Below are 24502 nucleotides of genomic sequence, written 5' to 3'. Positions count from 1 at the left end.
CAGCCACGCGTCATCATCGAAGAGGTTACCTGTCGGGCGTGGCGTTGAAGCGCCGAGTCGGCCTGCGGGTAGAAATGGATTGAGACTCACGAGGAATGGTCATGGATAAGGAACTGATGGCGATGCTGATCTGTCCGGTCAGCCATAGCGAGCTGACCTACGATCGCGAACGGCAGGAGCTGAAGAGCTCGGTCAGCGGGCTAGCCTATCCGGTGCGTGACGGTATTCCGGTGATGCTGGAAAACGAGGCACGCGTGATGACGACCGAGGAGAAGCTCGGCAAGGCGGCGCCTGCACCATGACCGATTTCATTGTGGTCATCCCCGCACGCTACGGTTCCAGCCGCCTGCCTGGCAAGCCGCTGATGGAGATCGAAGGCCTGCCGATGGTGCAGCACGTCTGGCAGCGGGCCAAGGAGAGCGGGGCGACCCGTGTGGTCATTGCCACCGACGATGCGCGTATCGAGCAGGCGGCACAGGGCTTCGGCGCCGAGGTGGTGATGACGCGAGACGATCACCACTCCGGCACCGATCGTCTGGCGGAGGTTGCTGCGACGCTGGCGCTGCCGCCGGAAGCGATCGTGGTTAACGTCCAGGGCGACGAACCGCTGCTGCCGTCTAGTGCGATCAATCGGGTCGCCGAGCGTCTGGCTGCGGACGACGGCGCCTCTGTCTCGACCCTGGCCGAGCCGATCCATGAGGTCGAGACGCTGTTCAATCCCAACGTCGTGAAAGTCGTGACCGACCATAGCGGTCGCGCGCTTTACTTCTCGCGTGCGCCGATCCCGTGGGACCGGAACGCCTGGAAGACCGAGCCGCCGACACTGCTGGAGACTGACGCCTGGCTGCGCCATATCGGTCTTTATGCCTATCGCGCCGGTTTTCTGGCGGCGTTCGTCGACTGGCCGCCGGCACCGCTCGAGCAGCTCGAGCAGCTCGAGCAACTGCGGGCGCTTCAGCACGGGCATCTGGTGCAGGTGGCGACGGTTTCATCGCCGTTACCTGGCGGTGTCGATACGCTGGAAGACTTGGAGCGTGTGCGCGAACACTTTGCTGCCCATCCTGACACGCAGGCCCAACGAGGACAGGCATGAGCGCTGAGCATCGTGCGTGGCGTGTGCTGCTCGTCTGCATGGGCAACATTTGTCGCTCGCCCACCGCGGAAGGCATGCTGCGTCAACGTCTGCAGGCCGCGGGCTTGAGCGAACAGGTGTTCGTGGACTCCTGTGGGACCGGTGCCTGGCACGTCGGCGAGCCGCCCGATCCGCGTGCCATCGAGGCCGCCAGCCGCCGGGGCATTGATATTTCCGGCCTGCGCGGACGCCAGCTTCGCGGAGCCGACTTCGCGGACTTCGATGAAATTCTGGTGATGGACAGCGACAATCTTCGTGCCGTGCTGGCCTTGCAGCGGTCGTGTAGCGGAGCAGCGGTATCGCGCTTTTTGCGTTATGCGGGTCAGCCAGAGGGCGATGTGCCCGACCCCTACTTCGGTGGGGAAGCGGGTTTCCAGCTCGTGCTCGATCACCTGGAAGCGGCGGTCGAAGGTCTGGTGGCGTCGCTGTCACACCGTCTCGCGGACTCCCATGCCTGATTGTCTCGCCTCGTTGCGGCAGGACCATGACCTGTCCACCGTCAACACGCTGGCGCTCGAGAGTCGCGCCGCCAACTTTCTGCGTGTCGATCAGTTGGCCGAGGTGACGGCGGCGCTTCGCCTGGCCGAGGCGCGGGGTTGGCCGCTATGGGTCGTAGGGGGCGGCAGTAACGTGCTACTGCCGCCTCGCCTAGAGGGGTTGACGCTGGCGCCAGGGTTCGGTGGCCTCGAGTTCAGCGCCCCGAGAGACGGGACGGTTCTGGTCGAGGTCGGGGCAGGCGTGAACTGGCATGCGCTGGTGGAAGCCTGTGTAAGTCTTGACCTGTGGGGGTTGGAGAACCTGGCGCTGATCCCGGGGCGGGCTGGGGCGGCGCCCATCCAGAACATCGGTGCCTACGGCGTCGAGCTGGGTGACAGGCTGGCCTGGGTCGAGATCATTGATCGACGCGACGGTGAACGACGACGGTTATCGCGTGAGGCCTGTGAGCTGGGCTATCGTGACAGCATCTTCAAGCGCGAGCTTAATGGTCAGGTGGTCATTACGCGACTGGGGCTTGCGCTCTCCACAAGGCCGATGCCGCAGCTCGACTATGGTGTCCTGCGTGAGCGGGTCCAGGGTGCGCCGACGCCGCGAGCCATCTTTGATGCCGTCTGTGCCATTCGCCGCGAGAAGCTTCCCGACCCGGCTTCGCTGCCCAATGCCGGCAGTTTCTTCAAGAATCCGGTGGTCTCGTCCGCACGGGCGCTGGCCCTGCAGGAGGACTATCCCGGTATGCCGACCTATCGGCAGGCCGATGGTGCGGTCAAGCTGGCTGCGGGCTGGCTGATCGAGCAGTGTGGGTGGAAGGGCGCGCGGGAGGGCGCCTTTGGCGTTCACGCGCAGCAGGCGCTGGTACTGGTCCATTTCGGCGGCGGGACGCTCGATCAGTTGCTGGCCTTTGCCGGGCGTATCGCAGCGGCGGTCGAGACGCGTTTCGGCGTGGCGCTGGAGCGTGAGCCGCGTTGCCTGGGGTGCGACAGCTGGCGATAGCTCGAGAGGCCGTGTGGCCGGCATGGCCCGGCCCATTGGCGCCGACGTTGGCCTGATCTTCCGGCCCTTCACGCCGATCCATAAGCGCCAGCCATAAAAAAGCCCAGACCGTGAGGTCTGGGCTTTTGCGTTGCCGGTCGAGCTAGGCCATCAGCTGTCGCCGTGGTTCTGCTCGCGACGACGCTTCTCGCGCGGATCGTTGTGAGCGCGGCGGCGGCGCGGTCGCGGCGTATCGGTATCCGCGGGCGCAGCCGACGTCTCTGTCGAGGTGTCGGTCGGCGCCGCTGCCTCGTCAGGGATCTCGGCGGCGGGCTGGGCTGCCTGCGATTGATCCTGATCCGTTTCGCTCGGCTGGGTTTCGCTCGATGTCGCCTCTGCGTCCGATGTCGCATCCGTGGTTGATGTCCCATCCATGGTCGACATGGCCTTCTCGGTCGCCTCCGACGAGGCGCTTTCCGCCGTTTCGGCCTTCTCCGGTACCGGCGAAGCGGTGGCCGTCGGCTCGATTGGCGCTTCCACGTCGTTGGCAGAGGTCGGCGCTGCCGTCGGCGTCGCCGGTTCGCGGCGCGCTTCCCTCGAGTTAGAGGCGCCGTCCGACGCTGTCTCTCTGTCGTCGCTATCGATCGCCTCAGGCGCCGTTTCCGTCGACTTGGCATCTTCTGCCTGCGTCTGCGTCACGGCTGGAGCGGTATCCTGCTCGTGCGCCGTCTCCTCGGGTGTCTCGGCCGATGTCTGCTGGCTGTCGAGGTCCGAAGAGGCCGGCGATGCGGCGTCGTTGGCGGTCGCTGCCTCGCTCGCAGCGGCGCTGTGCTCGGCGGCGGCAGGTGTAGCCTTTGCCGTTTCCGACTGTTCCGCTTCCGGTTGCGCCGACGCGGAGGAGGGCGATTCAGTGGCAGCGATCTGAGCCGGTGTCTCGACGGCCGTCGAAGGCTTTTCATCATCCTGGCTGGACGATGCTTCGGACGCCTCGGGCTTGACCGTCGCCGGCGAGATGGACTCGGGCGCGTCGGCATGCGCCTGCGTCGGTTCGGCTTCGGTCACGCTGGCTGTCGGCTCTTCACTAGCCACCTTGCTGACGGCTTCGCTGTCGGGGGTCGCCTGCTGTTCAGCTTCTGCCTGGAGACGCTGCTGTTCCTCGGCGGCCGCCGGATTCAAGGCATGCTTGCGCGAGCGCTTGCGCGGGTTGTTGCGGGCGCGCTTGGGCTTCGTGTTGATGGCCTCGGTTACCGGCGCTGCCGGTGTGCTGGCTGCCTCGCGAGTCTCCTGCCCTGACTTGTTGCCATCGCTCTGCTTGTCGGTACTCGGCTTGGCCGTGTCGTTCTGCTTGCTGGCGCCATCGTTACCGCCACCGCCGCGATTGGCGTTAGCCCGGTCGTTCGACTTGTCGCCCTTACCGCGATTGTCCTGACGATTGCCGCTCGATTTATTGCCGGACTTGTCGCCGCGACTGCCATCATTCTTGCCGCCCTCGTTCTTGCCTCGGCCCTCCTGGCGACTGTCACTGCTGCGATTGTCGTTGCCGCGGCTATCGTTGCCACGATTGTCGCTGTTGTTGCGACCGTCGTTGCCGTTCTGGCGCTCCGACGTATTGCGGCGTCGACGATTGCCGCCCTGGCGATTGCCGCCTTCGCTGGATTTGGCGTTGCTGTCGTCATTGTCGCGACGATTGCCGTTATCACGCTCGTTGCGCTGAGAGGCATTGCCACGCGAGCCGCGATTGTTGCCGCCGGCGTTGCCACGCGACGACGGCTTGTCGCTGCGTGATTCGCGCGACTTGTCCGTACTGCCATCACGCTGGCTGGGTGTGGCCGGTTGCGGAACTTCCTCGTCGGCGCGGCGGCGGCCGAAAAGACCGCGAAACAGCTGCATCAGCCCGCTATTGGGTTGCGGCTGGGACTGCGTGGTCGTTGTGGTCGAGGTCGTTGCGGCCTTGGTTGACGCGGACTTGGCTGGCGTTGCTGCGGGGCTCGCCGCCGGTGCCGGCGAAGAGGCCGGCTGCTCTGCCGGTTCGCGATGCAGCGAGTCCGGGGCAGGGGCCGAGTGCTGTACGGTCTGCACGGCCGCCTGGGAGCGTTGGATCGGCTTGGCCAGGCTGACTTCGGGCTCCTTGGTGATCTCACTATCGACGGAGAGCTCGAAGCTGGACTTGGCCTCGTCGCCGTCCTCTGAGACGTGGTCGTCGCGCAGACGCTGAACGTCGTAATGCGGCGTATCCATGTCCGGATTCGGCAGTAGCACGACCTTCACGCTCTGCCGGCGTTCGACGTCCGAGAGGACGTTGCGCTTTTCGTTGAGCAGGTAGGTTGCCACGGGCACCGGCAGGATCGCGCGAATCTGGGCACTACGCTCCTTCATCGCCTCTTCCTCGATCAGGCGAAGGATCGACAGGGCCATCGAGCGGACATCGCGGATCGTGCCCTGGCCATCGCAGCGTGGGCAGACCACGCCGCTGGTTTCGCCGAGGGAGGGGCGCAGGCGCTGGCGTGACATTTCCATCAGCCCGAAGCGTGAAATGCGGCCAATCTGGACGCGGGCGCGGTCGAGCTTGAGGGCGTCGCGGACGCGGTTCTCGACCTCACGCTGGTTGCGTGCCGGCGACATGTCGATGAAATCGATCACCACCAGGCCGCCGATGTCGCGCAGACGCAGCTGGCGGGCGATCTCGTCGGCCGCTTCCAGGTTGGTCTGTAGGGCGGTTTCCTCGATATCGGCACCGCGCGTGGCACGCGCCGAGTTGATGTCGATGGAGACCAGCGCCTCGGTGTGGTCGATCACGACGGAGCCGCCGGAGGGCAGCTTGACCTCGCGCTGGTAGGCCGTTTCGATCTGCGACTCGATCTGGAAGCGCGAGAACAGCGGCACGTCGTCGGTGTAGAACTTGATCTTCTGCTGGTAGGAGGGCATGACCTGGCGAATGAAGCTCAACGCTTCTTCATGCACTTCCTTGCTGTCGATCAGCACCTCGCCGATGTCCTGGCGGAGGTAGTCGCGCATTGCGCGGATGATGACGTTGGACTCGCGATAGATCAGGAACGGGGCGGGCTGCTTGACCGCTTCCGTGGTGATCGCTTCCCAGACCTGTGCCAGGTAGTCGAGGTCCCACTGCAGTTCTTCCGGCGAGCGACCGATGCCGGCGGTACGCACGATGACGCCCATCTTGTCCGGCAGTGTGAGCTGGCCCATCGCTTCCTTGAGCTGGCTGCGCTCTTCGCCCTCGATGCGGCGCGAGATGCCACCAGCGCGCGGGTTGTTCGGCATCAGCACGAGGAAGCGACCAGCCAGGCTGATGAAGGTGGTCAGCGCCGCCCCTTTGTTGCCGCGTTCTTCCTTGTCGACCTGAACGATGACTTCCTGGCCTTCCTTCAACACCTCCTTGATGTTGGGGCGTCCGGACGGGTCCTTGGAGAAGTATTCGCGGGAGATTTCCTTCAGCGGCAGAAAGCCGTGACGTTCAGCGCCGAAGTCGACGAACGCGGCTTCCAGGCTGGGTTCCAGGCGAGTGATCTTGCCGCGGTAGATGTTGGCTTTCTTTTGCTCTCGCGCCCCGGACTCGATGTCGAGGTCATAGAGGCGCTGTCCATCGACGAGCGCGACACGCAGCTCTTCCGGCTGTGTCGCGTTGATGAGCATTCTTTTCATAGGGTCTCGCTAATTGCGCGTGCCGGTGGCAGGCGTACCGCAATCGGCGACGACGAACCGCAAGCGGTCGTGCTGTGCTCGCGCACGTTGAGATGGCGACCCGGGCAGGATGAACGAGCGCAGCAGTACCAATATAACGAGTATCCGCGTCAGGAACTCGAGGGGGATGTCCGGAAACCGCGGGTCGGCTGGCGTGTGTCGGCCATCGATGCGAATTCAGGTCGACGTGCGTCGAGCCCGTTGGCGTACTTGCTGATTACCATTACATCTCTGCTTTTCTACTTTCATTACCTGCTTGTCGGGTGCTGCACGAACGTGTGTCGAGAACGAAACGGTGGCGGAACATGTCACGGTGCGCAATCGTGTGGCGCATCCGGTCCCGCAGACTGCCGTCTATGTCACTTGGCATTGTTCGGTTCGGCGACGCCTTCCACCGGAACAGTGGGTTTACCGCGGTCGAGCGAGGCGCGATATCGCGATCCGTTCGACTGGCGGAGCTGGGCGTTCCAAACGTGTTTTGATCTTTCAGACGTCGCGGGCAAACGGCCCTGCGGGTTTCCGGAAGATCGAGACATTTTGTCGCTCTGGCCGACAGATCCAGTGGTCGGCGCTGTGATGGGCAACAACCCATTGAGCGAGCTGGCAATATAACAGTAATGCGCAGGGTGCGGCAATTGAGCTCGCGCCGCTCCGGCAGTGCGTTAGAATGGCCGCCGGCGGCGCACGGGCGCCGCCGAGTCGCGCCATCGAGGAGTCCAGGCATGGCCGAAGGCCAGGAAGTGCAATTCATCGAAGTGAGCGAGTCGCAGCAGGGACAGCGGATCGACAATTTCTTGCGCGCTCGGCTCAAGGGCGCGCCCAAATCTCTGATCTATCGCATCGTTCGTAAGGGCGAGGTGCGAGTCAACAAGAAGCGAATCAAGGCAGACTATCGCGTGCAGAGCGGCGATGTCGTGCGGGTTCCGCCACTGCGTCTGACGCCTGAGAAGGCTGTGAAGGAAGCCAGCGAGGGGTTGCGCAACCTGCTGGCCGGCAGCGTGCTGGTCGAGGGCCCCGACTGGCTGGTGATTAACAAGCCGTCGGGGCTTGCCGTGCATGGCGGGAGCGGGGTGAAGATCGGGCTCATCGAGGCGCTGCGACAGGTGCGCGAAGATCTCGATTTTCTGGAGCTGGTGCATCGTCTGGATCGCGATACGTCGGGCTGCCTGCTACTGGCAAAGAATCGCGAGTCGCTGCTGTCGTTGAATACCGCAATGAAAGAGCGGCGAATGGAGAAGAAGTATCTCGCGCTGGTGCAGGGTCGCTGGCCGGCGCGGCGTGACTATGTCAGCGCGAGGCTTGATCGCTTCGACGCCGGCAATGGTGAACGCCGGGTGCGAGTGGATGACAAGGGCAAGGTCTCGCGGACGCGTTTCGCGGTTAACGAGACCTTGCCGAAGGTGACGCTAATAGAGGCGGAGCCGGTCACCGGGCGGACCCACCAGATTCGCGTGCACGCGGCCCATGCCGGTCACGCACTGCTCGGGGACGATAAGTACGGCACTGCCGAGGGTGAGCGGTTGTCGCGAGCGCTGGGGCTTGAGCGGCTCTTTCTGCACGCGCTGACGTTGACGTTCCCCGACCCGCGCAGCGGCCGGCCGGTTCGCGCGCGCGCGCCGCTGGAGCCATCGCTGGAGGCGGTGCTGGAGCGTGCTCGGCATGGCGGATGATTCGCTGCTGAGCGCGTCGGTCTCTTGTCGTTACCGGCTGGTAATCTTCGACTGGGATGGCACGCTGATGGATTCGGCGCCGCGCATTGTTGCCTGCATGCAGGCCGCCGCGCGGGCCCAGGGGGTTCCGGTGCTTGACGATGACGCCATTCGCGACATCATCGGCCTGGGGCTGCCCGAAGCCCTGGCAGCCCTGTATCCGCAGCTGCCGCTGGCGGAGCGTGAGGCGTTGCAGTCAGCCTATGGGCAGCAGTTTCGGGCTGCGGATCAGGTGCCGGCGCCTTTCTTTGCCGGCGTCGTCGAGGGGCTTGGTCGTTTGCAGCGGGTGCCGGGCTGTCAGTTGGCTGTTGCGACCGGGAAGAGTCGGCGAGGGCTGGATAGAGTCTTCGCGCATGAGCAGTGCGGGGCCTGGTTCGTCGCCAGTCGCACCGCGGATCTGACGCGCTCGAAGCCACATCCGCAGATGCTCGAGGAGTTGCTCGAGGCTTGCGACGTCTCGCCGGAAGAGACGGTCATGGTCGGCGATACGGCCTATGATCTGGAGATGGCGAGGGCCCTCGGCGTCGATCGGGTGGCCGTCACCTATGGCGTGCATGCGCGAGAGCGCCTGTTGCGGAGCGACCCGATCCTGGTGGTCGATGCGTTCGAAGTGCTGGTCGACTGGCTTCTCGAGAAGCATGATCAGATGATCTGAGCGGGCGGGATTCAAGGAGGCGAGGTGAGCGACGATCGGCAGGATGACTGGACCCAGGGGCCTGAATTGAGCCGGGAAGAGGCGCGCCGTCGAGCCGCCGAAAAGCAGGGGGCGGATAGGCCGCCGGCAGCCGAGGTCAGTGCCGAGTCGGTCAGGCTGGCGCAGGTGGAGATGCTGGACCGCTGGATTGGCGGGGTGCTCCAGGAGCAGCGTCGCGCCCGGCGCTGGAAAATATTCTTCCGTCTGCTGATGGCATTCGTTGTGCTTGCCGGACTGATGCTCAGTGTCTATGCGCTGCTGATGGCGCAGGGTGAGGACGTGGCCGAGGCCGATCCGCATCTCGGTATCGTCGAGGTCAGCGGGCCTATCGATGCCAAAGGGTCGACCAACGCCGAGCGGATCATCGAGGGGCTGCATCGCGCTTGGGAGAATCCTGCGGCCGAGGCGGTGGTGGTCCACATCAACAGCCCCGGCGGCAGCCCGGTGCAGTCACAGCGTGTCTATGACGAGATTCGCTATCTGGCGTCGCAGGGCGATAAGCCGATCTTCGCGGTCATCGAGGATATTGGTGCCAGCGGCGCCTATTACATGGCGTCTGCGGCGGATCGTATCTACGCATCGCCGGCCAGCCTGGTCGGCTCGATCGGCGTCATTAGTGCCGGTTTCGGGCTGCAGGAGGCGATCGATCGGTTGGGAATCGAGCGTCGGGTCTTCACGGCCGGTGAGAACAAGGCCTTCATGGATCCGTTCACCCCGATGCGTCCTCAGCAGCGCGATTTTTGGCAGTCGGTGCTGGACGACACACACCGCCAGTTCATCGACGATGTGAAGCGTGGGCGCGGCGAGCGCCTGGTCGACGACGCGCAGCTGTTTTCCGGGCTGGTCTGGACCGGCGAGCAGGCGCGAGCGCTAGGGCTGGTCGACGAGATCGGCAATCTGGAGCAGCTCTCGCGCGAGCGTTTCGGGGAGATCCGGCTGCAGGACTACACGCCGGCGCTGGACCCCTGGTCGCTATTCTCCCAGCGTCTGACCAGCGCGGCGGCGCATTGGGTGGGGTTTGCCGACGGTAGTTCGCCGGTGCGTTATCAGCTTCCTTGAGCGAGCGGGTCGATGCCGGCGTCGCGCAGCAGGGCGCACAGCCTGATCAGCGGCAGACCGATCAGGGTGTTGGGGTCATCGCCCGCGAAGCGTTCGAACAGGGCGATGCCTAGTCCCTCCATGCGAAAGCTGCCGGCGCTGTCGAAGGGCTCGTCACGCCGTACGTAATTGTCGATTTCCTGCGAGGACAGCTCCCGAAATTGGACGTCATACGTCTCGTGCACGACGCGATGACGGCCGGCGCCAGTGTCGATGAGAGCGAGGCCGGCCATGAACGTGACCTGCTTGCCGGAAAAACGGCGCAGGTTGGCGCAGGCAGTGTCGATGTCGCCGGGCTTGCCGAGAATATCGCCCTCGAACAGTGCGAGCTGGTCGCAGCCAATGATCAGATGGTCGGGATAGTCGTCGGCGATGGCCTGGGCCTTGGTGAGCGCCAGGCGGTGCGCCAGGGTCGTGGCTTCCTCGCCGGGGCGGCGTGTCTCGTCGATCTCCGGGGCGGCCCAGGTATAGGGGATCTCCAGGCGATCGAGCAGCTGGCGGCGGTAGCGGGAGCTGGAGGCGAGGACCAGTCTAGACATGAGACTTCCTTGTCGGCTTGAGGGGCTTTAGTGGAAAGGCGAGTGATAATGTTGATGCCAGCCCCAGAATAGCGCGGATCAAGTGCTTTGACAGAGACAGGGTGAATCCCTATTATGGCGCGCCTATGTTGACCAGACGACTTCCAGCAACCGTCGAGCCTTATCGTCTCGCGGCCAATCATGAAAACCTCGAGGGGCTTGTCGCTCTCGATAAGCTGGCGCGTCTTCGAGACGAGATCGGCGAGCAGCAGGGCGATGCGACAGTGACGCTGCAGTTCGAGGTGGATGCCCAGCGGCGTCACCTCATCGACGGCGAGCTGTCGGCAACGTTGTTCGTGCCATGTCGGCGCTGCCTGCAGCCGATGCTGGTCGAAGTCGAAAGCCGGTTTCAGCTCGGTATCGTCAGCGACGATGCCTTGGCGGCGCATCTGCCAGCCGACTACGAGCCGGTGCTGGTCAACAACGAACAGCTCGACCTGCTCGAGGCCGTCGAGGATGAGTTGATCCTCAGTCTGCCTCAGGTGGTCTATCACGACGAGGCGGACTGTGCCGTCTCGCGTGAGCAACTGAGCAGTGGTGATGCCGACTTCGAGACGGCGTCCCGCCCCGACAGTCCCTTTGACGTGCTCAAGGCGTTGAAGGGGAAATCTGAATCCGAATGACATTGACGTTGGAGTCATATCATGGCCGTTCAACAAAACCGTAAGACCCGTTCCAAGCGCGGCATGCGTCGTGCTCACGATGCGCTGAGCACGCCGGCCCTGTCCCAGGACAAGGAAACCGGTACCACGCATCGTCGTCACCACGTTGCGCCGGACGGCTTCTATCGTGGTCGCAAGGTCGTCGACGTTTAACGAGACCGTCGACGACTGGCTGAGCGATGCGCATTGCCATTGATGCCATGGGCGGGGACTTCGGTCCCCGCGCCACTGTTGGTGGCCTGCTTTTTGCGTTGTCGCGCCATGCCGATCTCGAGCCAATCGTTTTCGGTCCGGTTAGCCAGCTCGAGCCAATCGTGGCGGCACAAGCCAAAGCGCTGCGTGTCGCCTCTCTGGTCGAGCGCATCACTATCGTGGATGCGCCACGCCAGGTGCTGCAGTCCACGCCACCTCTGGAAGTTTTCGAAGACCCCGTCGGTACCAGCTTGCACGGCATGCTGGTCGCCGTGCGTGACGCGCGCGCCGATGCCGGTGTGACCTGCGGCAACACCGGTGCACTGATGGCGCTTGCACGGCACGAGCTCGGGAACGTGGCAGGCATTGCCCGGCCGGCGATTAGTTCGGCGGTGCCGACGCGTGATGGCGGGCGCTGCTATCTGCTCGACCTGGGTGCCAGTGTCGACGTTCACGCGCGCCATCTAATCGACTTCGCCGACATGGGGGCGATCATGGCGCGGGCGGTGGACCGTATCGCGCGCCCGCGGGTTGCCTTGCTCAATATGGGCGTCGAAGTCGGTAAGGGCGTGGCGCGCGTGCGTGAAGCCGATGCGCAGCTGCGTTCGCGTGGCGATCACGGCTTTGACTATGTTGGCTATCTCGAAGGCGACGCGATCTTCTCGGGGCGGGCTGATGTGGTGGTGTGCGATGGTTTTGTCGGTAACGCCGTGCTCAAGGCGAGCGAAGGCGTGGCGCAAATGTTGTTGAAGCGGCTTCAGGAAACGTTCGACTCGCACTGGTCGACGCGCCTCGTCAGTGCCTTGGCACGACCGGCATTGATGCGCTTCAAGGCGCAGCTGGACCCGGTGCGTCACAATGGCGCCAGTCTGCTGGGGCTGAAGCGTATTGTGGTGAAGAGTCACGGTAATGCCAGCGCCCGCGCCTTTGCCTACGCGATCGAGCGCGCCATGCGGGAGGTCGGTGTCGGCTTGCCGGAATATCTCAGCCAGGCCTGGTCCGCAAGCGGGGCGACGCCTGCTATCTCGTCGGTCGGCGATGACGGCCGAGTGGATAGTGGGTCTCGCGATAAAACGAGGCTCGACGGTCCATCACTTCAAGGGTGAGCGCGATGACGCAATCACTGGCTCTGGTCTTCCCGGGTCAAGGGTCGCAGCAACAAGGAATGCTGCGAGAATTGGCCGAACGCTATAGCGTTGTGAGAACGACGTTCGATGAGGCTTCCGAGGCGCTCGGCTATGACCTTTGGCACGTTGTTCAGGAAGGGCCTGAAGACAAGCTCAATTCCACTGCCTGCACGCAACCGGCACTGTTGGCTTCCAGCGTGGCCATCTGGCGCGTCTGGCAGGAGCTCGAGGGGCCGCGGCCGGCCATGATGGCGGGTCACAGTCTTGGAGAGTACAGCGCCATGGTGTGTGGCGGTGCGCTCAATTTTGCCGAAGGTGTCCGTCTCGTCCGTCTGCGGGGTGAGGCCATGCAGGAAGCGGTGCCTGAAGGCGTTGGCGCCATGGCTGCAATACTCGGGCTCGATGATGCCGTAGTCGAGGCGGCGTGCCGTGATGCCGCAGGCAGCGAGGTCGTGGCGGCGGTAAACTACAATTCTCCGGGGCAGGTCGTGATCGCTGGTCATCGTGCCGCGGTCGATCGCGCGATTGTTCTCTGTCAGGATGCCGGGGCGAAGCGCGCGCTGCCGCTACCGGTGTCGGTGCCTTCCCATTGCGCGCTGATGAAGCCGGCGGCAGAGCGCCTCGAAGGTGCGATCGCCGAGCTCGATATTCGTCTACCGCGCTACGCGGTCTATCAGAATGTCAACGCATCGGTGCCTGCTTCGGTCGAGGCGCTACGCCAGAGCCTTGTCGAGCAGCTTTATCGGCCGGTGCGCTGGACCGACTGCGTCAATGCCATGTACGACAACGGCGCCAGCGTCTTTATCGAATGCGGCCCGGGCAAGGTGTTGACCGGGTTGAGTAAGCGTATCCAACGCCAGGCCAAGGGGCTGGCAGTCAATGATCCGGACACGCTGGTGTCCGCGCTCGAGCTGGCGCGCGATGCGCTGGACGTACAAGAGCCTTGATAAGGAAGAGATCATGACCGAACGTAGAGTTGCGCTGGTGACCGGCGCTAGTCGCGGCATCGGCCGAGCCGTGGCGCGCGAGCTCGGGCGTCAGGGGCATATTGTCGTCGCTACCGCGACCAGCGAGGGCGGTGCGGCCAAGATCGACGAGGATCTCAAGGCCCACGATATCGAAGGGCTGGGCGTGATGCTGGACGTCACCGACCAAGCCAGCGTCGACGCAGTCTTCAAGCGTATTACCGAAGCATTCGGCGCGCCCACCATACTGGTCAATAATGCCGGCATTACGCGGGATAATCTGCTGATGCGCATGAAGGACAATGAATGGGATGACGTACTCGATACCAACCTGAAGTCGGTCTATCGTGTCTCCAAGGCGGCGCTGAAAGGCATGACGCGGGCGCGCTTCGGTCGTATCGTCAATGTCAGTTCCGTTGTCGCAATGATGGGTAACCTGGGGCAGGCCAACTACGCGGCGGCCAAGGCGGGCATGGAAGGTTTTACCCGCGCGCTGGCGCGAGAAGTGGCCACGCGAGCGATTACCGTCAATGCCGTGGCGCCCGGGTTCATCGATACCGACATGACGCAAGCTTTGCCCGAAGCGCAGCGTGACGCGCTTCTGGGTCAGATTCCGCTGGCGCGGCTTGGTCAGCCGGAAGAGATCGCTGCCGCCATCGGGTTTCTCGCCAGCGATGCTGCCGGTTATATCACCGGTGAAACGCTGCAGGTCAACGGCGGCATGAACATGCGGTAATGCCCCTACGACGCGGGTTGCGTCGTATTGGGGTGGTCTATAAACTACCCGCAGCTTTTTAGCTGGCGGATTCGTACCACTAGGAGTAACGACATAATGAGCACCATCGAAGAGCGCGTGAAGAAGGTTGTTGCCGAACGCCTGAACGTCAAGGAAGAGGACATCCAGAACACCTCATCCTTCACCGAAGACCTCGGCGCGGATTCGCTGGATACCGTCGAACTGGTGATGGCGCTCGAAGAGGAATTCGACACCGAGATTCCCGACGAAGAAGCTGAAAAGATCACGACCGTTCAGGAAGCGATCGACTACATCGTCGCGCACCAGTAAGGCGTAACGGGCCGATTCGTCGGCCGTGTTGCGTCGGCTGAAACGCCGATGTCGGGAAAGCCGCTCTTTCGAGAGCGGCTTTCTGCGTTTTGGCGGTTTGATAATGTCGCTACGACATGCAGTCGGCGGCTGCGAAGATTGATCCTCGGCATGTCGCCAAACTCGTTGCGTAACTGGTCCATCGGGGGTGTTGTTCAGGTATAATTCGCGCCAGTCGAGCCGAGATCGAGGCGTCGATACCGAGGTAGGGGCAACTTGCTTCGGTTCCGTTTCATCGGCCATCAGGAAGTTCGGAGGAGATTCGATGCCGCGCAGAAGAGTGGTGGTGACGGGCTTGGGCCTGGTAACCCCGGTAGGCAACACGGTCGAGAAGAGCTGGAGCAGCCTTCTCGCAGGAAAGAGTGGCATCGCGCCGATCGATCACTTCGATACGGACGGGTTCAATACGCGTTTCGGCGGTGCGGTCAAGGATTTCGATATCGGCGAGTATCTTAACCCCAAGGATGCTCGCAAGATGGACCTGTTCATCCAGTACGGGGTTGCCGCAGCCACGCAGGCGATGCGCGATAGTGGCATCGAGTGCACGGACGAGAATGCGCATCGCATCGGCGTTGCCATTGGCTCCGGTATCGGTGGCCTGCCAATGATCGAGCGCAATCACGATGCGCTCAATCGGGGCGGTCCACGCAAGATATCCCCTTTCTTCGTGCCGGGTTCGATCATCAACATGATCTCCGGCAGCCTGGCGATTCAGCATGGTTTCAAGGGGCCCAACATCGCGATCACCACGGCCTGTACGACCGGGACGCATAACATCGGCTACAGCGCACGCACCATCGCCTATGGCGATGCCGACGTGATGTTCTGCGGTGGCGCCGAGATGGCGACCACGCCGCTCGGGCTGGGTGGCTTTTCGTCGGCGCGGGCGCTCTCTACCCGCAATGACGATCCGGAGGCAGCTAGCCGCCCCTGGGATCGGGATCGTGACGGCTTTGTGCTCTCCGACGGTGCCGGCGTGATGATGCTCGAGGAGTATGAGCACGCCAAGCGCCGCGGTGCCAAGATCTATGCCGAGCTGACCGGATTCGGTATGAGCGACGACGCCTATCACATGACCTCGCCGCCGGAAGATGGCAGCGGTGCAGCGGCCTCTATGGCCAATGCGGTTCGCGACGCCGGCATCGACCCCTCCACGATCGACTACATCAATGCGCACGGGACCTCGACCTCAGCGGGCGACGTCGCGGAAAGTCGTGCGGTCGAGCGTGTCATGGGGAGTGCGGCGCGACAGGTGGCGGTCAGTTCCACCAAGTCGATGATCGGGCACCTGCTGGGCGCTGCGGGGGCGGTCGAGGCGATCTTCTGTGTGCTGGCGATTCGCGATCAGGTCGCACCGCCGACGATCAATCTCGACAATCCCGACGAGGGCTGCGAGCTCGATTACGTGCCGCATACGGCGCGCGAGATGACCATTCGCACCACGCTCTCCAACTCCTTCGGTTTCGGCGGCACCAATGGGTCGCTGATCTTCTCCAAGGTCTAAGTCGACATGCGCGATGAAGCGCTGCCGTTTGACGACCGAGGTCTGGCCTACGGCGACGGGCTGTTCGAGACGGTTCTGGTGCGCGACGGCCAGCCACTGTTGTGGGATCGTCACATGGCACGTCTGGCGCGAGGCGTCGAGCGCCTAGCGCTGCCGGCGCCGGACTACGCGGCCATGGCGGCGGTACCGGGGCAGTGCGGCTCCGGTCTGCAGGTCCTCAAGCTGATGCTGACGCGTGGCAGCGGCGGTCGCGGTTATCGCCCACCGGCGGCCGCCGAGGCGCGCTGGCGCTGGGCGGTCGCGCCGTTCCGGCCGCAGGAGGCGCGCTGGTTCGAGGGCGTCACGGCCCGCCTGTGCGATCTGCGACTGGGCCACCAGCCACGACTCGCCGGCATCAAGCATCTTGCGCGACTCGAAAACGTGCTCGCTCGCCAAGAGTGGCAAGACGACGCCATCGCCGAGGGGGTGCTGCTGGATAGTGCGGGCAATCTGGTCGAAACGACCGCGATGAATCTGGTATGGCAGTGCGGCGAGCGCTACGAGACGCCTTGCCTGTCGCGCTGCGGGGTCGCCGGCACGCTGCTGGAAGCGCTCGATGCTCATTTTACCCTGCATCGCGTGACGGCAACGCCGGCCAGGCTGCAGCAGGCCGATGCGGTCTGGCTGCTCAACAGTGTGCAGGGAGTATGGCCGCTGCACCGGCTGCTCGACGGCCGCGGCGCAGCGCTTGCCCACTGGTCGGTCTCACCGGGATCGGCTTTTCAGCAGCAGGCCCATCGGCTGCTTGGTTATCCGCTGGCTCCCGGCGACTGATCCACTGCTGTCTACCGCCATGCGTACCCGCGGGCGGCCAATAAGGATGAACATGCGACGCCTCAAGCTACTGATTGCCCTGGTGCTGCTCGCCGCATTGGCGTTGGCCGGCGCCTACTATTACTGGCAGATGCAGTTGGATTCGCCGATCGCCATCGATGAGGAAACGGTCTTCGAGGTGCCTCGCGGTGCCGCGTTTACGCAGGTGGTAGGCGATCTCGAGGCGGAAGGGATCATCGCTGCCGCCTGGCCATACCGGCTGCTGGCGCGTGTGTCGCCGGGGTCGACGCGCGGGTTGCGTGCCGGTGAATTCGCGCTGTCGCCGGACATGACCGGTCGAGCGTTGCTCGCCAAGCTCTCCAGCGACGAGGTCATCACCTATCGCTTGACGATTCCCGAAGGCTGGACTTTCCAGCAGATGCGCGAGTTGCTGAGGCGCTCTCCCAAGCTCGAGCAGGACACCGAATCGATGAGCGATGCCGAGATCATGGCGGCGCTCGGCGACCCGGACACGCACCCCGAAGGGCAGTTCTTTCCCGATACCTACCGCTACCACAAGGGGATCTCGGATCTCGAAGTGCTGCGTCGGGCGCATCGGCGGATGCAGCAGACGCTGGAGCGGGTCTGGGACGAGCGCGACGACGACTTGCCGCTCGATTCGCCATATGAGGCGCTGATCCTGGCATCGCTGATCGAGCGGGAAACCGGTCTGGCAGCGGAGCGGCGCGAGATTGCCGGAGTCTTCGTGCGGCGTCTGCAGCGAGGCATGCGTCTGCAGACCGACCCGACCGTCATCTACGGCATGGGCGACAGCTACGTCGGCAATATCACCCGGGCCGACCTGCGGCGCCAGAACGCCTACAATACCTACGTCATCGATGGTCTGCCGCCGACGCCTATCGCCATGCCGGGCGAGGGGGCGCTGGAGGCCGCGGTCCATCCGGCGGCGGGTAACGCGCTCTATTTCGTGGCCCGCGGCGACGGCTCGCATCAGTTTTCGCGCACGCTGCAAGAGCACAATGCCGCGGTGCGACGCTTCATTCTCAACCGCCAGTAAGCGCCCCCGGCATGCCTGCCGGGTATCCGCCTTTTGCCATTGAAGAGACAACATTGCCATGAGCCGAGGGCAGAACGAGCAGCGGTGCGGCCGCTTCATCACGCTGGAAGGTGGCGAAGGGGTCGGCAAGACGACCAATGTGGGCTTTGTCTGCGACTGGCTCACCGCACGCGGCATCGAGGTCGTGCGCACGCGGGAGCCCGGTGGTACCCCCGGCGCCGAGGCGATCCGTGAACTCCTGCTGGATCCCGAGCGCGAGGAGCGCTGGAGTGACGACGCTGAACTGCTGCTGGTGTTTGCCGCCCGAGCGCAGCATCTCGCCACCTGTATCAGGCCGGCGCTGGCCCGTGGCGCCTGGGTCGTGTGTGATCGTTTTACCGATGCAACCTTCGCCTACCAGGGTGGCGGTCGCGGGCTCGATCCCGACCGTATCGAGACGCTCGAGACCCTGGTGCAGCAGGGGCTGCAGCCCGATCTGACGCTGCTGCTCGACCTGCCAGTTGGCGCAGCGGCGCAGCGGGTTGACCGGCGCGGCGCGGCGCGTGACCGCTTCGAGCGCGAGCGTCATGCCTTCTTTGAAGCGGTACGCCAGACGTACTTGGCGCGCGCCGACGCACAGTCGCGCTTTGCCGTCATCGACGCCTCGCCGTCGCTCGAGGGGGTCCAGCAGTCGCTATCGAACACACTGGCGCAGCGGGTGGGTGCATGGTTGTAACGCCGCTGCCCTGGCAGCAGCCGCGTTGGGCGCAGTTGGTGGATCTGCAGCGTCGCGATCGGCTACCCCACGCTTTGCTGGTCTCCGGGCCCGCCGGTATCGGCAAGCAGCCGCTGGTCGATGCCTTAATCGCGCGTACGCTCTGTCGCGCCCCGGCGGAGGCTGCCTGCGGGGCGTGCCATAGCTGCCACATGCTGGCAGCCGGTTATCACCCGGACCTGCTGCGCGTCACGCCGACGGAAAAGTCGCGTCAGATCCGTATCGATGCCATCCGCCAGGTCAATGGTTTCGTCTCCCAGACCGCCCAGCAGGGCGGTCATCGCGTGATTCGCATCGAACCGGCCGAGTCGATGAATGTCGCTGCCTCCAACGCGCTGCTCAAGAGTCTCGAGGAACCCGGCGAGCGTACGCTCTTCGTCCTGGTCGCCGATCTGCCGTCGCGACTGTTGCCGACCATTCGCTCGCGCTGCCAGCACTGGAATCTGTCCCTACCCCCTGTCCAGGCAGCCGAATCCTGGTTGGCGGAGCGCCTCGGCGACGCCGAAGAGGCGCGCTTCTGGCTGCGCGTGGCCGGCGGGTTACCGTTGCTTGCCGAGGAGCTCGCCGGTGCCGAGGCACGTGCGCTGCGTCAGGACCTGCGGGAGCTGTTCGACGCGCTGGTGCGCGGCGGCGAGCCGGTGGCCGAGGCCGCGCGGCTCGATGCCCAGGCGCTGGACCGCGTGCTATGGTATGGCATCGCCTGGCTGGAGGACCTGATCCGGTTGGGACTGTCCGGGGAAGCCGACCGCGTGCGCAATCGTGACCTGCTGCCGCTCTATCGTCAGGCAGTCAAGAATGCCCGGGTCCGCGACTGGTTCCGGCTGCTCGACTACGCGCGCGAGCAGCGTCGGCTGCTGGCCGCCGGCGGTAACCCCAATCCACAGCTGGTGCTGGAAGCCTGGCTGGTACGCTGGTCGGCGCTGTTGCGTTCCTGAGGGGGCAAGCAGCGTCGGCCGTGTCAGTCTGACCATGGGCTCAAGCCGGTTGGCGAACGAGAGGGAAGTGCCATGAATGCTCACAAAGCCCTGTCGCTGACGATTCGCGACGATGACACCCTGCGCAGTGCCTATATCGGCTGGCTGCATCATGGCGGCCTTTTCGTGCCCACGGCGCAATCCTATGGTCTGGGTCAGCGCATCTATCTGCTGGTCACGCTGCCAGAGTCGGATGACCGCGTGACCGTCGAAGGCGAGGTGGTGTGGCTGACGCCACCCGGTGCGGACAACCGCGTCGCTGGGATCGGCGTGCACTTTGGTGCGGGTGACCGCGCCCTCCGCGAGCGGATCGAGGCGCGTCTCGGTGCCATGCCAGGGCGTCAGCACCTGCCGAGTCATACGCTCTAGCCGCTACGGCATCGCTTCTCGCCGGTGCCTGGCCGGCGGCCATCAAGCCTTTTTCATGAATTCGAATGTTGAGTAGCCCGCATGTTCGTCGACTCTCACTGTCATCTCGATCGTCTCGATCTCAAGCCCTACGACGGCGATCTCGATCGCGCGCTCGACGCAGCACGTTTGCGCGGCGTGCGCCGGTTCCTGGCAATCGCCACGTCGCTGGAGAGCGCGCCGGCGGTGGCGGACATCGCCAGCCGGCATGCCGATATCGCGATCAGCGTTGGCCTGCATCCCCTGCATACGGCCGACGAGGAGCCGACTCGCGAGGCGATCCGTGATTGCGCCGAGGCGCTCGGGGCCGTGGCCATTGGTGAGACCGGGCTCGACTTTCACTACGACAGCGTGCCGCGAGCGGTGCAGCGTCAGCGCTTCGTGGCGCATCTGCAGGCCGCCCGCCAATTGGAATTGCCGGTCGTGATTCACACGCGCGAGGCGCGTGACGAGACGTTGGATCTGATTCGCGAGCACATCGATCCGGCGGTCGGCGGGGTGCTCCACTGCTTCACCGAAGATCTCGACATGGCCCGGGAGGCGGTTCGTCACGGTTTCTACATCTCGCTGTCCGGCATCGTGACGTTCGCCAGCGCTGAATCGCTGCGCGAGGTGGCGCGCCGAGTGCCGCTCGACCGTCTGTTGATCGAAACCGACAGCCCGTTCCTGGCGCCCGTGCCGCATCGAAGCAAGCCGAACGAGCCACAGTGGGTGGTCGAGGTCGCGGAATGTATCGCCAACGAGCGGGGCATCACCGTCGACGAGGTGGCGATGCAGACGCGCGCCAACTTCTATCGCCTGTTCTCGGCCTGCGTACCGAGCGAGTCCGACGAGCCATCGCTGGCCTGAAGGTATCGAAGGGAGGCCTGCCAATGACGCTGGATTCGCTGTTTCAACAGCTCGAGGGTTGCGAGATCCCGCCTCTCGAGCGCTGGGACCCGCCGTTCTGTGGCGAGATGAATCTGAGAATCACCGGCGACGGCGACTGGTTGCACGAGGGCAGCCCGATCCGGCGTGCGCCACTCAGACAGCTGCTGAGCCGCGTACTGCGTCGCGAAGGTGATGGCGCTTACTACCTGGTGACGCCGGCCGAGAAACTGCGCATCCAGGTCGAGGATCTGCCGCTGCAGATCCTCGATGCCGACCCGGTCAGCGATCACACGACTGCCGAGTCCGCAACGATATGGCGTATGACGACTGCCGAGGGCGATCACGTGTTCCTGGGGCGGCATCATCGTCTATGGCTTCTCGCCGACACGGCCGGCGTAGAGCGGCCGGCGGTGCCGATCCGCCATGGGCTCGAAGCGCGGCTGCATCGCAACGTTTTCTATCGTCTGATCGATCAGGCCGTTATCCGTGATGACGAGCTCGGCCTGTGGAGTGACGGTGTCTGGCAGCCGTTGGGCCGTCTCGACGAGTCGTCGTCATGAGCGGTTCGGCCAGCGAGACGATCGATGCGGGGTTGACGCCCGAGCAGCGTGCCGTCGTAGCGCACGATTCCGGGCATGCGCGCGTTGCCGCCGTGGCGGGCGCGGGCAAGACCACGACGTTGGTGCGCCGGGTGCTGCATCTGCTCGCGCGGGGCGAGAACCCGCGTCGGCTGCTGGTGCTGATGTTCAACCGGGCGGCGCGGGATGATTTTCGCGACAAGCTAGCGCGCGAGGCGCCAGCCGGCGCCGTGCTGCCCGAGGTTCGCACCTTTCATTCGATCGGGCATCGCTTGACTCAGAGTCTGACGCGTTGGGGCTATCTGGCGCCGCGCCAACTGTTGCAAGCGGATTGGCAGCGCGAGCGCCTGTTGCGTCAGGCGGTGCTGCAGAGCCTCGAAGGTGGCGATGCCGAGACGCGTGATGCGGCGCTCGATGCCGAACGCCTTGAGGCCTTTGGCCAGTTCTGTGATCTGGTCAAGGCGGAGATGACGGTGCCCGCCGCCTTGTTCGAACGGCTGGATCTGGGGGGCAACGAGCGTCATTTCATCGACGCTTTCGAGATCGCCGAGTCGCTGCTTGAGGCGTCCGGTGCGATGACTTATGCCGATCTCCTCTATCGGCCACTGCGCTGTCTGGAGCAGGAGCCGGCCGCGCGACAGCGTGTGCAGGGCTATCTCGCCCATGTCATCGTCGATGAATATCAGGACATCAACGAAGCTCAGTTGCGGTTGCTGCGGCTGCTGGCCGGGGATCAGGCGCAGGTAATGGCCGTGGGTGACGCCAACCAGTGCATCTACGAATGGCGGGGCGCGCGGCCGGATGCCATGCTCGCCCGCTTCGATGCGCTCTTCGGCAGCGCCAGCGAGTATCCGCTCTCTTTCACCTTTCGGCATGGCCACGCGCTGGCACTGGCCGCCAACCATGCCATTCGGGGCAACCGGACGCGGCATGACCAGCTCTGTCTGGCCGCTGACGGCAACCCGGTAACGCGCCTGCAGGTCGGCAGCGGCGCCTCGTCACTGCTGGCGACCCTGCGCGAGTGGCATGATGCGGGGCGTCGCAGCGACGAGGCCTGTGTGCTGGTCCGCAGCTGGTCGCTGTCGGTCTCCGTCCAGCTACAGCTGCTGCGGGCCGGTATTCCATTTCGGCTGGCGCAGGAAGAGCGGTTCGTCTTTCGGCTGCCGCTGGTTCAGGCGCTGGCGGGTTATCTTCAACTGGCGCGGCATCCCGAGCTGCTGCACGATCCCGAACACCTGATGCTGCTGTTTTCGCAACCGACGACCTTCGTGGCGCATGAACGTCTGCGCCGGCTGCTGGACTCCTTGGCCCAAACCCAGGAGTGGCCGGCGCGCGAGTCGCCGCTGCTGCAAGGCTTGAAGCCGGGCCAGCGCAGGCATCTCAAGCGGCGCTGGCAGTTGCTGTGCGAGCTGCCGTCGCGGGTGGCCTGGCCGCCTGCCAAGCTGCTCGAACACGTCGTCGATGCCATCGATGCGGAAAAGGTTTTGCGGCGCTCGGCGGCACGGCGGGAAAAGGGCGACGAGGACGTGCGTCTGCTCGACGTATTGATCGAGCAGGCCGGTGAGCTATCGAACGATCCCGAAGCCTTTATCGAACTGCTGCGCAATCCGGTGGAAAACCGTCCTGATGGTGTGCTGATCGGTACGGTCCATGCGGCGAAGGGGCTCGAGTGGCCGCTGGTGATTGTCTGGGGCCTCAACGAGGAGGACTTCCCGCACTTCAGCCGCGACAATCCGCTCTCGCCGGAGCGCCTCGAAGAGGAGCGCCGGCTCTACTATGTTGGCATTACTCGCGCTCGAGAGCGTCTGCTGTTGATCCACGATGGTGGTGACCATCGCCCCAGCCGTTTTCTTGACGAAACCGCGGTCGACGAGTGCGATCGTTTCGGCGACGCGTTGGCGAGCGGGGCCGAGGCACCGCTCTCGGTGCGCGAGCCCACGCTGGTCAGTGAGTATCTGGCGCGGGTCGGGCTCTCGCTGCCGCTGCAGGCGGCGGCCGGTCGGCCCGCAGGCCCGACGACCGCCGATTGGCAGGTCGGCGAACGCCTGCGACATGCCAACTTTGGTGTCGGTGAGGTCGTTGTCGTCGAAGGCGACCCGGCCAATCCGGTGATCGAAGTGCGTTTCGATGCCGCCGGTCGGCGGCGATTGATTGCGACGCGTGCCCCGCTGGAGCGGCTCTCCACGGCATGATCGCGCCTCGAGCGTTCTCCGTTGGGCGGCGTCAGCTGAAAACAGGCCCCCGACTGGTTTCTATCTCTATCTCACAGGAGGATGTCATGCAGAGTGTCTTGATGACGGCAGCCGAGCTGCAGGCGCAGCTGGCATCGACAGCGCCGCCGCGGGTCCTCGACTGCCGTGCCCGCCTGGAAGACGCTGCCGCTGGCCAGACGCTATGGGCGTCGGGGCATGTGCCGGGGAGTTTGCACATGGACATGGATCGCGATCTGTCGGCACCACCCGGCGAGGGCGGTCGCCATCCGCTGCCTAGCCCTGAAGCGTTCACCGCAACGCTCAGGCGTTTCGGTATCGAGCCGGGGCAGCGGGTGGTGGTCTACGATGATCGCGGTGGCCAGCTGGCGGCGGCTCGCGCCTGGTGGATGCTCGCCTGCTGGGCGGGACATCCCGACGTCCAGGTGTTGGATGGCGGTTTACCCGCGTGGCGGGAGGCGGGAGGCGAGCTCGGCGTAGAGACCGGGTCCGAGGTCGCGGCCAGCGATTGGCAGCCCCGCTACGATGACGAGGCCTGGGTTGCCGCCGACGAGCTGCTTGCCGGCGGCGGTCAGCTGGTCGACGCTCGTGGCGAGGCGCGCTTTCGCGGCGACGAGGAGCCGATCGATCCGGTTGCCGGTCACATCCCCGGGGCTATCTGCCGCCCGTCCAGTGCCAACCTGACCGAGGAGGGTGGCTTCAAACCGGCGGACCAGCTGGCGCGAGAACTCCCGGGCGGCGCTTCGGTAACCGCCTACTGCGGCTCCGGCGTCTCGGCCTGTCACGATATCCTGGCGTACGCCGTGGCCGGTATGCCGCTGCCGCGACTCTACGTCGGCTCCTGGAGCGAGTGGGTGCGCGATCCGTCGCGGCCGGTCGCGACTGGCGCCTGATCGATATCGCCCG

At 64.7% G+C, this 24502-nt stretch carries 25 protein-coding genes; 23 read left to right on the top strand and 2 right to left on the bottom strand.

Annotation, left to right across the window (positions count from 1 at the left end; translation table 11 throughout):
* Positions 1 to 101: 101 nt before the first annotated feature.
* Genes MC381_RS04270 through murB form a run of 4 tightly spaced genes read left to right on the top strand, consistent with a single transcriptional unit; the run spans position 102 to position 2620 of the window.
* Positions 102 to 302 carry a Trm112 family protein gene (locus MC381_RS04270; protein ID WP_251976495.1) on the top strand — a complete coding sequence of 67 codons (201 nt, stop codon included), beginning with the start codon at positions 102 to 104 and terminating at the stop codon, positions 300 to 302.
* Positions 299 to 1093, top strand: a complete 795-nt coding sequence (kdsB, locus tag MC381_RS04265; protein WP_251976494.1) for a 3-deoxy-manno-octulosonate cytidylyltransferase — start codon at positions 299 to 301, stop codon at positions 1091 to 1093. Before MC381_RS04270 ends, kdsB begins: the two co-directional genes overlap by 4 nt.
* A complete protein-coding gene (locus MC381_RS04260; RefSeq protein ID WP_251976493.1) occupies positions 1090 to 1590 on the top strand; it encodes a low molecular weight protein-tyrosine-phosphatase in 501 nt (166 codons plus the stop codon). Before kdsB ends, MC381_RS04260 begins: the two co-directional genes overlap by 4 nt.
* Positions 1583 to 2620 (top strand): UDP-N-acetylmuramate dehydrogenase, encoded by a 1038-nt coding sequence (gene murB, locus MC381_RS04255; protein ID WP_251976492.1) that lies wholly within the window; start codon positions 1583 to 1585, stop codon positions 2618 to 2620. The genes MC381_RS04260 and murB overlap by 8 nt, the downstream gene beginning before the upstream one ends.
* A gap of 150 nt (positions 2621 to 2770) precedes the next feature.
* On the opposite strand, the gene rne is transcribed toward murB, so the two are convergent.
* Entirely contained in the window at positions 2771 to 6259 is a 3489-nt protein-coding gene (gene rne / locus MC381_RS04250; RefSeq protein WP_251976491.1) for a ribonuclease E, read from the bottom strand.
* 761 nt (positions 6260 to 7020) lie between these two features.
* On the opposite strand from rne, the gene MC381_RS04245 reads away from it, so the two are divergent.
* From MC381_RS04245 to sppA, 3 genes are read left to right on the top strand one after another with little or no spacing between them, the layout of a single operon-like run.
* On the top strand, positions 7021 to 7968 hold the full coding sequence (locus tag MC381_RS04245) for an RluA family pseudouridine synthase (RefSeq protein ID WP_251976490.1): 948 nt from the start codon (positions 7021 to 7023) through the stop codon (positions 7966 to 7968).
* The gene (locus tag MC381_RS04240; RefSeq protein WP_251976489.1) at positions 7958 to 8662 is read left to right on the top strand and encodes an HAD-IA family hydrolase; all 705 of its coding nucleotides are present in this window, start codon (positions 7958 to 7960) and stop codon (positions 8660 to 8662) included. Before MC381_RS04245 ends, MC381_RS04240 begins: the two co-directional genes overlap by 11 nt.
* Positions 8663 to 8686: 24 nt before the next feature.
* Entirely contained in the window at positions 8687 to 9760 is a 1074-nt protein-coding gene (gene sppA / locus MC381_RS04235) for a signal peptide peptidase SppA (protein ID WP_251976488.1), read from the top strand.
* Here sppA and MC381_RS04230 read toward each other — a convergent pair.
* The gene (locus MC381_RS04230) at positions 9748 to 10338 is read right to left on the bottom strand and encodes a Maf family protein (protein ID WP_251976487.1); all 591 of its coding nucleotides are present in this window, start codon (positions 10336 to 10338) and stop codon (positions 9748 to 9750) included. The genes sppA and MC381_RS04230 overlap by 13 nt on opposite strands.
* 125 nt (positions 10339 to 10463) lie before the next feature.
* On the opposite strand from MC381_RS04230, the gene MC381_RS04225 reads away from it, so the two are divergent.
* From MC381_RS04225 to MC381_RS04150, 16 genes are all read left to right on the top strand, one after another.
* Positions 10464 to 11000 (top strand): YceD family protein, encoded by a 537-nt coding sequence (locus MC381_RS04225; RefSeq protein WP_251976486.1) that lies wholly within the window; start codon positions 10464 to 10466, stop codon positions 10998 to 11000.
* Positions 11001 to 11021: 21 nt separating this feature from the next.
* On the top strand, positions 11022 to 11192 hold the full coding sequence (rpmF, locus tag MC381_RS04220; protein WP_251976485.1) for a 50S ribosomal protein L32: 171 nt from the start codon (positions 11022 to 11024) through the stop codon (positions 11190 to 11192).
* Positions 11193 to 11218: 26 nt separating this feature from the next.
* A complete protein-coding gene (gene plsX, locus MC381_RS04215; RefSeq protein WP_251976484.1) occupies positions 11219 to 12337 on the top strand; it encodes a phosphate acyltransferase PlsX in 1119 nt (372 codons plus the stop codon).
* Between the two features lie 5 nt (positions 12338 to 12342).
* Positions 12343 to 13305, top strand: coding sequence for an ACP S-malonyltransferase (gene fabD / locus MC381_RS04210; protein ID WP_251976483.1), 963 nt, complete (start codon positions 12343 to 12345; stop codon positions 13303 to 13305).
* Positions 13306 to 13315: 10 nt separating this feature from the next.
* Positions 13316 to 14059 (top strand): 3-oxoacyl-ACP reductase FabG, encoded by a 744-nt coding sequence (gene fabG, locus MC381_RS04205; protein ID WP_251976916.1) that lies wholly within the window; start codon positions 13316 to 13318, stop codon positions 14057 to 14059.
* A 96-nt stretch (positions 14060 to 14155) separates the two neighbouring features.
* Positions 14156 to 14389, top strand: coding sequence for an acyl carrier protein (gene acpP, locus MC381_RS04200; RefSeq protein WP_110600108.1), 234 nt, complete (start codon positions 14156 to 14158; stop codon positions 14387 to 14389).
* Between the two features lie 304 nt (positions 14390 to 14693).
* Complete coding sequence (fabF, locus tag MC381_RS04195; protein WP_251976482.1) at positions 14694 to 15932, top strand: beta-ketoacyl-ACP synthase II; 1239 nt, start codon at positions 14694 to 14696, stop codon at positions 15930 to 15932.
* Positions 15933 to 15938: 6 nt separating this feature from the next.
* Entirely contained in the window at positions 15939 to 16745 is an 807-nt protein-coding gene (gene pabC, locus MC381_RS04190) for an aminodeoxychorismate lyase (RefSeq protein ID WP_251976481.1), read from the top strand.
* 46 nt (positions 16746 to 16791) lie between these two features.
* Positions 16792 to 17802 (top strand): endolytic transglycosylase MltG, encoded by a 1011-nt coding sequence (gene mltG / locus MC381_RS04185; RefSeq protein WP_374708158.1) that lies wholly within the window; start codon positions 16792 to 16794, stop codon positions 17800 to 17802.
* Between the two features lie 58 nt (positions 17803 to 17860).
* Complete coding sequence (gene tmk / locus MC381_RS04180) at positions 17861 to 18517, top strand: dTMP kinase (RefSeq protein WP_251976479.1); 657 nt, start codon at positions 17861 to 17863, stop codon at positions 18515 to 18517.
* Entirely contained in the window at positions 18508 to 19491 is a 984-nt protein-coding gene (locus MC381_RS04175; RefSeq protein WP_251976478.1) for a DNA polymerase III subunit delta', read from the top strand. Before tmk ends, MC381_RS04175 begins: the two co-directional genes overlap by 10 nt.
* Positions 19492 to 19563: 72 nt before the next feature.
* Complete coding sequence (locus tag MC381_RS04170) at positions 19564 to 19899, top strand: PilZ domain-containing protein (protein ID WP_251976477.1); 336 nt, start codon at positions 19564 to 19566, stop codon at positions 19897 to 19899.
* A gap of 81 nt (positions 19900 to 19980) precedes the next feature.
* Positions 19981 to 20787, top strand: coding sequence for a TatD family hydrolase (locus MC381_RS04165; protein WP_251976476.1), 807 nt, complete (start codon positions 19981 to 19983; stop codon positions 20785 to 20787).
* 23 nt (positions 20788 to 20810) lie between these two features.
* Positions 20811 to 21368, top strand: a complete 558-nt coding sequence (locus MC381_RS04160) for a DUF1285 domain-containing protein (RefSeq protein ID WP_251976475.1) — start codon at positions 20811 to 20813, stop codon at positions 21366 to 21368.
* A complete protein-coding gene (locus tag MC381_RS04155) occupies positions 21365 to 23578 on the top strand; it encodes an ATP-dependent helicase (protein WP_251976474.1) in 2214 nt (737 codons plus the stop codon). Before MC381_RS04160 ends, MC381_RS04155 begins: the two co-directional genes overlap by 4 nt.
* An 86-nt stretch (positions 23579 to 23664) precedes the next feature.
* On the top strand, positions 23665 to 24489 hold the full coding sequence (locus MC381_RS04150) for a sulfurtransferase (protein ID WP_251976473.1): 825 nt from the start codon (positions 23665 to 23667) through the stop codon (positions 24487 to 24489).
* Positions 24490 to 24502: the final 13 nt, after the last annotated feature.

Origin of the sequence: Salinicola avicenniae (assembly GCF_023736115.1) — a bacterium.
Lineage (GTDB): Bacteria > Pseudomonadota > Gammaproteobacteria > Pseudomonadales > Halomonadaceae > Salinicola > Salinicola avicenniae.
Note: the sequence above shows the minus strand (reverse complement) of the source record. Positions and strands in the feature narration are given on the sequence as shown.